General features: G+C 58.5%; 7 protein-coding genes. 2 read left to right on the top strand and 5 right to left on the bottom strand.

All coding sequences use genetic code 11. The features are described 5' to 3' along the window. On the top strand, nucleotides 1-267 hold a 267-nt coding region (locus tag HNP33_RS20875; RefSeq protein ID WP_221452073.1), incomplete at its 5' end, for a hypothetical protein. A 95-nt stretch (nucleotides 268-362) separates the two neighbouring features. On the opposite strand, the gene HNP33_RS13395 is transcribed toward HNP33_RS20875, so the two are convergent. The 3 genes from HNP33_RS13395 to HNP33_RS13385 form a co-directional block, all read right to left on the bottom strand. Beyond that, nucleotides 363-983, bottom strand: a complete 621-nt coding sequence (locus tag HNP33_RS13395) for a heavy metal-binding domain-containing protein (protein WP_184709114.1) — start codon at nucleotides 981-983, stop codon at nucleotides 363-365. Nucleotides 984-1,045: 62 nt separating this feature from the next. Continuing rightward, nucleotides 1,046-2,320 (bottom strand): tyrosine-type recombinase/integrase, encoded by a 1,275-nt coding sequence (locus HNP33_RS13390; protein WP_184709260.1) that lies wholly within the window; start codon nucleotides 2,318-2,320, stop codon nucleotides 1,046-1,048. Between the two features lie 226 nt (nucleotides 2,321-2,546). Beyond that, nucleotides 2,547-3,044 (bottom strand): DUF1643 domain-containing protein, encoded by a 498-nt coding sequence (locus tag HNP33_RS13385; RefSeq protein WP_184709116.1) that lies wholly within the window; start codon nucleotides 3,042-3,044, stop codon nucleotides 2,547-2,549. On the opposite strand from HNP33_RS13385, the gene HNP33_RS21290 reads away from it, so the two are divergent. Then, entirely contained in the window at nucleotides 2,972-3,430 is a 459-nt protein-coding gene (locus HNP33_RS21290; RefSeq protein ID WP_325064939.1) for a helix-turn-helix transcriptional regulator, read from the top strand. The genes HNP33_RS13385 and HNP33_RS21290 overlap by 73 nt on opposite strands. Before the next feature lie 1,495 nt (nucleotides 3,431-4,925). Here the strand turns inward: HNP33_RS21290 and HNP33_RS13375 are convergent. Continuing rightward, on the bottom strand, nucleotides 4,926-6,230 hold the full coding sequence (locus HNP33_RS13375) for an AAA family ATPase (RefSeq protein ID WP_184709120.1): 1,305 nt from the start codon (nucleotides 6,228-6,230) through the stop codon (nucleotides 4,926-4,928). Nucleotides 6,231-6,344: 114 nt separating this feature from the next. Beyond that, nucleotides 6,345-6,695 (bottom strand): hypothetical protein, encoded by a 351-nt coding sequence (locus HNP33_RS13370; RefSeq protein ID WP_184709122.1) that lies wholly within the window; start codon nucleotides 6,693-6,695, stop codon nucleotides 6,345-6,347. Nucleotides 6,696-6,924 lie beyond the last annotated feature (229 nt).

The following is a 6,924-nucleotide window of genomic DNA, read 5'->3' as shown; positions in this document are numbered from 1 at the left end:
CAGTTTGTGGTGCGGTACTTGCGCCGACCCCAGTTCGTCTCACTCATCATCCGAGCCTACTACCGCTGCGGCCCGGATTTGTGCAACAAAGCCACGCGCATCCAGCTCTTTGATCGCGTAGCAGTTACTGCGCGTCCCCTTGCTCTCAGCCATGCACTGGTTACGCTTGTCGCCATCCTTGATGTGATGACAGTACCCGTAGTCCCGCTTGACCACCGCCAGGCAGTACGCCCGTTTGTCCCCATCTTTGATCGCGTAGCAATCTGAGGATGCAGCCACGACCTCTCCCATGGCCAATATCGCGGTGGCACACGGAAGGACCAGGAGGGTACCTCTCGCTATACCGGAGATTCGGGTTAGCCTCATATCCGGGTACCTGCTAGATCTGCTGAGCAATGCTTGCAGCGCGCGGCATCCCGCTTGATCGTCTCGGCGCAGTAGGGGCATGCAATGGTGTCTGACTCATTGATGATGGCGGTTCCCCATGCCTCGACATAGCCCGCTGTCGAATGCGTCTTGTCCTTTTGCTCATAGCGCACATTGATGATGGCATTGCCGCCTAGTGCCAGCGTCTGCTCTCTCAGGCGTTGCGCGGCATCTTCTTGCGTGAACTTCTGCTCGAATGGCGTCCACCGCACCAGTTTGATGTGTACTTCCGATAGCGTGCGGTAGTGTCCATCCGGCGCCTTGGGCAGGATCTGGACATCTATCGTTCGCGCACCGCTGGCGTTCGTGACGACGGCGCCGTCCGCCACCTCGGTCCATCCCGCCTTTGCATAGTGTGCTCGGACGATGCGCTTAGCGATGAACGGGTAGATGAACCATGACAAGCCACCTGTGCATATCGCGATGACTGCCGCAATCGCCGCTTGCAGCCATATCTGTTTGTAGGCCAGGTAGATGGGGCCGAGTAGCAGCATCCATAGCCACGTGGCTTCCCCGAATTCTTCAATGTGTCCGCTGGCTGGATTACGAAATCGCATGGTGTTTCCTTTTCTATGTTGGGATCGGATTAGTTGATTGACCGGTGTTGTGGCCCGGGGACTTAGTTGGCGCTTTCAGTCGTGGTCGTAGGTTTTATTGCCGCAGCTTGCCCGCGGGTATGACCGCCGGTCATGGTGTAACTACCCCAGTCCTGCATGAGTGCGTGGCGCTTTTCCAGCATGTCTCCGCGTCGATACGCGGCCTCCACCTTGCTCGCGACGGTGTGTGCGAGGGCCATCTCCGCGACCTCATTGGCGTACTGCGTTTTCTCGGCACACCAGTCGCGGAACGTAGACCGGAATCCATGCGGCACGGCGTCCACATTCAGGCGGCGGAGGACGGCAGTCAGCGTCATGTTTGAGAGCGGTGCACCCGTCTCTGGATCGGCGCTGGCCCGGTAGCCTGGGAACACATAGAGGCACGATGCAGCTACGATCTCGCGTTGGTTCTTGAGGATCTCAATCGCTGCACCCGATAGGGGTACTCGGTGCTCCTTATGGGCTTTCATCCGCTCGGCCGGGATCGTCCATACGCGGTTGGCAATATCGATCTCATCCCACCTTGCTCCCCGCACTTCGCCCGAGCGGGTTGCCGTCAGGATCAGGAACTGCAGCGCCAGCGCCCCATTGCCTTCCTGGCTTCGCAACTGCACCATGAACGCCGGTAGATCGGCATAGGGCATGGCACGGTGATGCACGGTCTTGGTGACCTTTGCTGGTGCCGGTAGTAGCTTGTCCAGGAGTCCCTTCCAGCGCGCCGGGTTGGCATCCTTGCGATAGCCTCGGGCCACCGCCCAGTCCAGCACCGATTCGATCCGGCCTCGCACCCGATTGGCTGTTTCCGTCTTGGTGGTCCACATAGGCTCGATCACCCGCAGCACCATCTCTACATCGACCGCTGCCACTGGCACCTTGCCCAGTACGGGATTGGCGTAGGTAGCAAGGGATGAGCGCCACTGCGCCACATGCTTGATGTTCTTCCAGCCCTTCTCATGCGCGTCGATGTACTTGGTAGCGGCGTCTGCGAACGTTATGGCTCGTTGCATCTCCTGGGCCAGTTGGGTACGCAGGCGCTGCGCGTCGGCTACTGGGTCGATACCGCGTGCCAGTTTGAGGCGAGCTTCGCGTGCCAGGTCCCTGGCTTGGGCTAGGGTGACTGAGGGATAGGACCCGAGACCCAGGTCGCGGCGGCGGCCGCCCACCTGGTAGCGCAGCAGCCAGCTACGCGATCCGTACATGGTGACGTTCAACACCAGGCCGCGCACGCCTCCGACGTGTGTTGACCCCCTTCGCCAGATGTTGGCCACCTGCTGGGCTCCTAGTTCCTTAGCGGCCATAGGTACTACCTCCGGATAGGGTGTTTGCAATCTCAATGGGCATGTCCTTTTTGTCCTTCTCGTGTGCTGTGATGGGTAGATGGACAAAATTTTCAGCAGCGTTGGCAGAGGTCGGAAGGGGGTAGCCGCGGGCGTGCCGAGCCCTATGCGGACGATGACACTGCAGGAGTTTTCTTGCGAGGATTCGGTACGAGGCCGACCAGAGATGCAGGGCGTATGCCGCGGACTAGTCCAGCGTGTAGGGTTGGAACTTCCAGTCGTAGTTGAGGCGGCTGGGGTGTCTTGGATGGCCACTGGCGGTGGGATCGCCGAACATGCGCCACTGCGGCGAGTACTTTGCGACGCGGGCATAAAGCTCGTCGCGGGCTCGCAGGAAGTACGAGCGCTGCACCACAGTCTCACCCCATGCAGCCCATAGCGTGGGGGTCTCGTACTGCGCGATCAATTTCTCCATCTCATCGAGATTGCGCGCATAGGCTTCGGCATCAGCTCGGGTGGGCAGGGCGCTCCAGTCCGTGGCTCGCACGGGGTAGAGGTTGAGCATCACGAATCCGTCGTATCCATTGAGCGCGGCGACCTTCTGCACCCTGGCTACGGTGGGGTCAGATTTTTCTTGTGTGGCGGTGCTCGGGTTGAGCCCGATGGTGATCAATGGACGTTTGCCCGATGTGCCCAGGGTGTAGCGCCATTGGTCGTTTTGGTCTGCGTGGTAGAGGTCGTACATGGGTTGCCTATCTGATTTCCGCTGTCCAGGGATGTGGACGCAACGGTCAATTGATTACAACTTATTTTGTACCATATATGCGGGTGCGTAAATGCGGTTGTCTATCGATAGTCTCGGATATGGAGCGAGACGAGTCATTGATAGTTGCTTTTGCGGACGAGCTGAGGGCTCGGCGGACTGCGTTAGAGCTGTCTCAGGAAGAATTGGCGCACATGGTTGGAGTCAATCGGACCTACATGGCCAAGCTAGAGCTTGCTCAGAACCAACCCACACTCACGGTGCTACAGGCGATCGCTAATGCCTTGGCCGTTCCCTTGTCAGAGCTTTTGGGTGCTGTGGCTGTAAGACAGCGCAGGCGTTCTGCCACCACTCGATCGAGAAAGTGAGTATCTAGCTTGGCTGCGGAGTTTGACTAGGCTGAGTTGGTTCTGATTCGCTCTTCAATCGATTTGCCCTAATCCCGTCCGGCTGCCCCGAAATTCGGGAGGGTATGTTCCCGTTTTAGCGTGGTGCCAGGCCTCGCTAGCTGGCTTCCAGCCATCTCATGGTCTGCGCCCGATACCCCTGCGCCCCGCCCGCCACGACGCCCCCGTAGGGGGCTGTCGGGCGGGGCGCGGGTGTCGGGCATGGGATTGGAGTTGCTTCTCCGGGATGTGGGATTGGCTTGCCGATGCTGGGCGCCTGCTTCCTAGCTTCGGCATGCGACGTGGTACCGAGGTGAGTTTCGTGGGCGCTTGGACTATGGGGGTAGCGGCTAGTTTTTCCGTGCAGCGCTTTGGTAACACTCCGTGCCACTTTGGCACTATCGCGGGTCGATGGCTCCTATGCTGGGGCCCTTGATCTGAGCTTGGGTTCCTGCTGCTACCCGTTCGCATCCCTGCATGGTAGCTACCTATCCGGTAGACCCCGCCCCTGCCCGAGCCCCCCCCGCCCACCCCTTTTAGGGGTGGAGGGCGGGGGGGAGTTCGGGTCGTGGGTTTCGAGTGGCCTGCCATTGCTCGGCCTTCCATGTGTCCGCGTCCGACACCCCTGCGCCCCGCCCGCCACGACGCCCCCGTAGGGGGCTGTCGGGCGGGGCGCGGGTGTCGGGCATGGGATCGTAGCCCGCGTTTCCGGGGTGTAGGGTTGGCTTGTCTATGCTGCTTTGCTCGTGGTTGAGCTTCGGCATGCGAGGTGGTTCCGAGACGAGTTTTGTAGGTTCCTGGACTATGGGTGTACCGGCTAAGTCTTGCGTGCATCGCCTCGGTACCTCCCCGTGCCACTTCGGGGCTATCGCGGTTTGATGGTTCTCATACTAGGGCCCTCGATCTGAGTTCGGGCCCTGCTGCGGCCATTGGTCGGCCCTGGTGTGCTGAAGATATTTGCGGGATTTGCAATGCAAGCTACTAGTGCGCTGCCATTGTGCATGCTCCGGGATGTGGAGACACATCTTCTTGAGCTCGGCGTGTTCGGCCACTATGGGGGTCATGGCTGGCTGTCATCGGGCACGCCGTGGTGCCAGGAGGTATACGGATGGGCATATCAGTAGCCGGGTGTGGAGGGCATTTACTGTGTACGTAATGCGCCTGCTACTTGCCGATTTGGCTATCTCTATGTCCTGCTCTGGGCTCCATTGCTCCGGATTGGTTCGTGGTGCCGATGCTGGGCAGCTATGCATTGGCATGCGAGGTGGTCCCGAGACGAATTCCGTGAGTACCTGGACTATGGGGGGGCGGCCAGGTTTTCCGTGCAGCGCTTAGGTACATCTCCGTACCACTTCGGGGCCATCGCAGTTTGATGGCCCCCTGGGGCAGATGTACACTTCCCGGATATATTGCGACAATCGGACTGGTCGCCCCGCCCGGCCCCGCAGGGGTTGAGGGCGGGGCAGACCGCGGCTCGTTATGCAGGCATTGTTAGCATGTTCTCGCTCGTCTTTATCAGGCGGCCTGCGACAATCAATGCCTCAATAGCTTCTTTTGCACGAGTTGAGCGGTGCTTAGGGCTTATCGATGCAAATGCAGTTTTGACTGCCGTAAGTGCATCCTCGTAGCCGATTTCTTTCAATGGTTCTACTTGAAAATCCTTTTGGAATTGCAGTGAGATTGCGACTAGGGCTTCTTGCTGCTGAGGAGTCAACGATTGTGCTGAGGCTGCCTTCTCCAATTCAGCAGTTCCTTCTACTTCGGTGAGAGCGGGGCCGACGATTGGCAACCCATAGTCGTCTTCGCCCAGATCGATGTTCTCGATATTGAAGAAGTACTTCTTTCCGCCAGGCCCTTGACGTGTTTTGATCAACTCAACCGTGCGGATGCCCGAGTCGGCTTGATCTACCATCAGGCAGGTGTCTAGGGCTGCATACAAGCTGGAATGCCCACGGGGTCCACGATCCTTAGCCTTGCCCGTGTGATGGGTCAGCACCACCGCCGCGCCAGTCATCTTGATCAGCAGGTTTGCATGTGCAATGACCATGCCCATGTCCGTCGAGAGGTTCTCGTCGCTGCCAGGAATAGCGCGGTTAAGCGTGTCTATAAATATCACGTCTACCCCTCCTGACACATTGACATGGTGGGCCAAATCTTCGACAGATTCCTTGTCATTCAAGCACCAAGGCCGCGTCAGGAACATGGCTGCTGGCGCAGGGAACGACCAGCCTTCATGGTGTTGTTCGATAGCTTCCAGGCGTTGCTTGAGCTCGCCCTCAAGGTTGATGTAGAGGAACCGCGAGCGCTTGGGGATGACGTGCCCAAACACCTTATCCGCATTCAGCAGGGCGGCTCCCAGATGGAGCTGGAAGACCGACTTTCCGCTGCCAGATGGTCCTGCAATCATCGCTAGCTGCCCCTTGCCAATCAGGCAGTGGATCAACGGGATTGCCGAGGGTTCGGCTTGAACATCGTCGCGCGTGAGCAGGCCATATTGCCGTGCTGGAACGGGCAGGCGCATCGTATTTGCAGCACCATCCGCGGCTTCAGTCGAGTTCGTTACTGTCGGCTGGCCAGCGGCGATAGGCGTTGGCTCGGTTTGTGGTGTCGGCGTCAATTCTGATGAAACTTGCGTGCTCATTTCGTAGGTGTCATCGTTGATGGGCTTGGTGGTCAGTTCAGCGGCATCACGCGCCTTCTGCTTCTCCATATAGGCAATGGCTGCAGCTTGGAGGCGATCCACTTCCGGAATGCGTGCGGTGTTGGTCTTCGAGGTAGTCATTTGTGAAATCTCTAAATTGGTCTATTTGTCGCGTGGCAGGACATGGAGGATTGAGTGAATGGCCTGTCACACGCGAATCAGACGGGGCGAACCCCGTCCCCTTACTGGTCTGGCTTACACCTTGCGCGGGCGCTTGATGGCGGTAGTTTTTTTGACGCGCGCGCTATGGCGCTTTTGGGGCTGGCTCACGGCCTTATTGATAGCGTCAAGAATCAAGTAGCGGGACTTCCAGGTATGGTCTGATACCAGATCGACGCGATCGTCGACGGTCGCTACGGCGTCCAAGACTTCTCGCAGCATTGCGCCCATCTGCTCCATCGCTTGCTGCTGCGCGACGACATGACCCGCCAGGAATGCGAGGGCGATTTGGTCGAATTTGAGATTGCACTCAGATACAAATTCGTGCCGTCCGGAGCCCTGAGAAAACTCGGCGGCGGCTGCGATGTTGGCTGTATTGCGTTTCATAGTTACTGATTCCGATAGGTAAACATTGGATTTGTGCGTTCCCGAAACGATTCCGAGGCCACACTATCTAGACGGCGTTTCTGGAGCGCGCTACCTCTAGCGGATTGACTCAAATAGAAACTGTATGTAACTAACTGCGGACGCAATTTGGCCTATTCCGATGGCTGCGGATAGGGCAATGGGTAGGGGGATTCGAGGGGCTGGACTGCTATGCCGAACATGGCCGCTG

The organism is Comamonas odontotermitis (assembly GCF_014207855.1).
GTDB classification, from domain to species: domain Bacteria; phylum Pseudomonadota; class Gammaproteobacteria; order Burkholderiales; family Burkholderiaceae_C; genus Comamonas; species Comamonas odontotermitis_A.
Note: the sequence above shows the minus strand (reverse complement) of the source record. Positions and strands in the feature narration are given on the sequence as shown.

Bases quoted from the DNA above. Each gene is read 5' to 3' on its own strand.
- HNP33_RS21290 (WP_325064939.1), top strand. From the start codon at position 2,972: ATGGACGTTTGCCCGATGTGCCCAGGGTGTAGCGCCATTGGTCGTTTT.
- HNP33_RS13385 (WP_184709116.1), bottom strand. From the start codon at position 3,044: ATGTACGACCTCTACCACGCAGACCAAAACGACCAATGGCGCTACACC.
- HNP33_RS13375 (WP_184709120.1), bottom strand. From the start codon at position 6,230: ATGACTACCTCGAAGACCAACACCGCACGCATTCCGGAAGTGGATCGC.
- HNP33_RS13370 (WP_184709122.1), bottom strand. From the start codon at position 6,695: ATGAAACGCAATACAGCCAACATCGCAGCCGCCGCCGAGTTTTCTCAG.
- HNP33_RS13390 (WP_184709260.1), bottom strand. From the start codon at position 2,320: ATGGCCGCTAAGGAACTAGGAGCCCAGCAGGTGGCCAACATCTGGCGA.
- HNP33_RS13395 (WP_184709114.1), bottom strand. From the start codon at position 983: ATGCGATTTCGTAATCCAGCCAGCGGACACATTGAAGAATTCGGGGAA.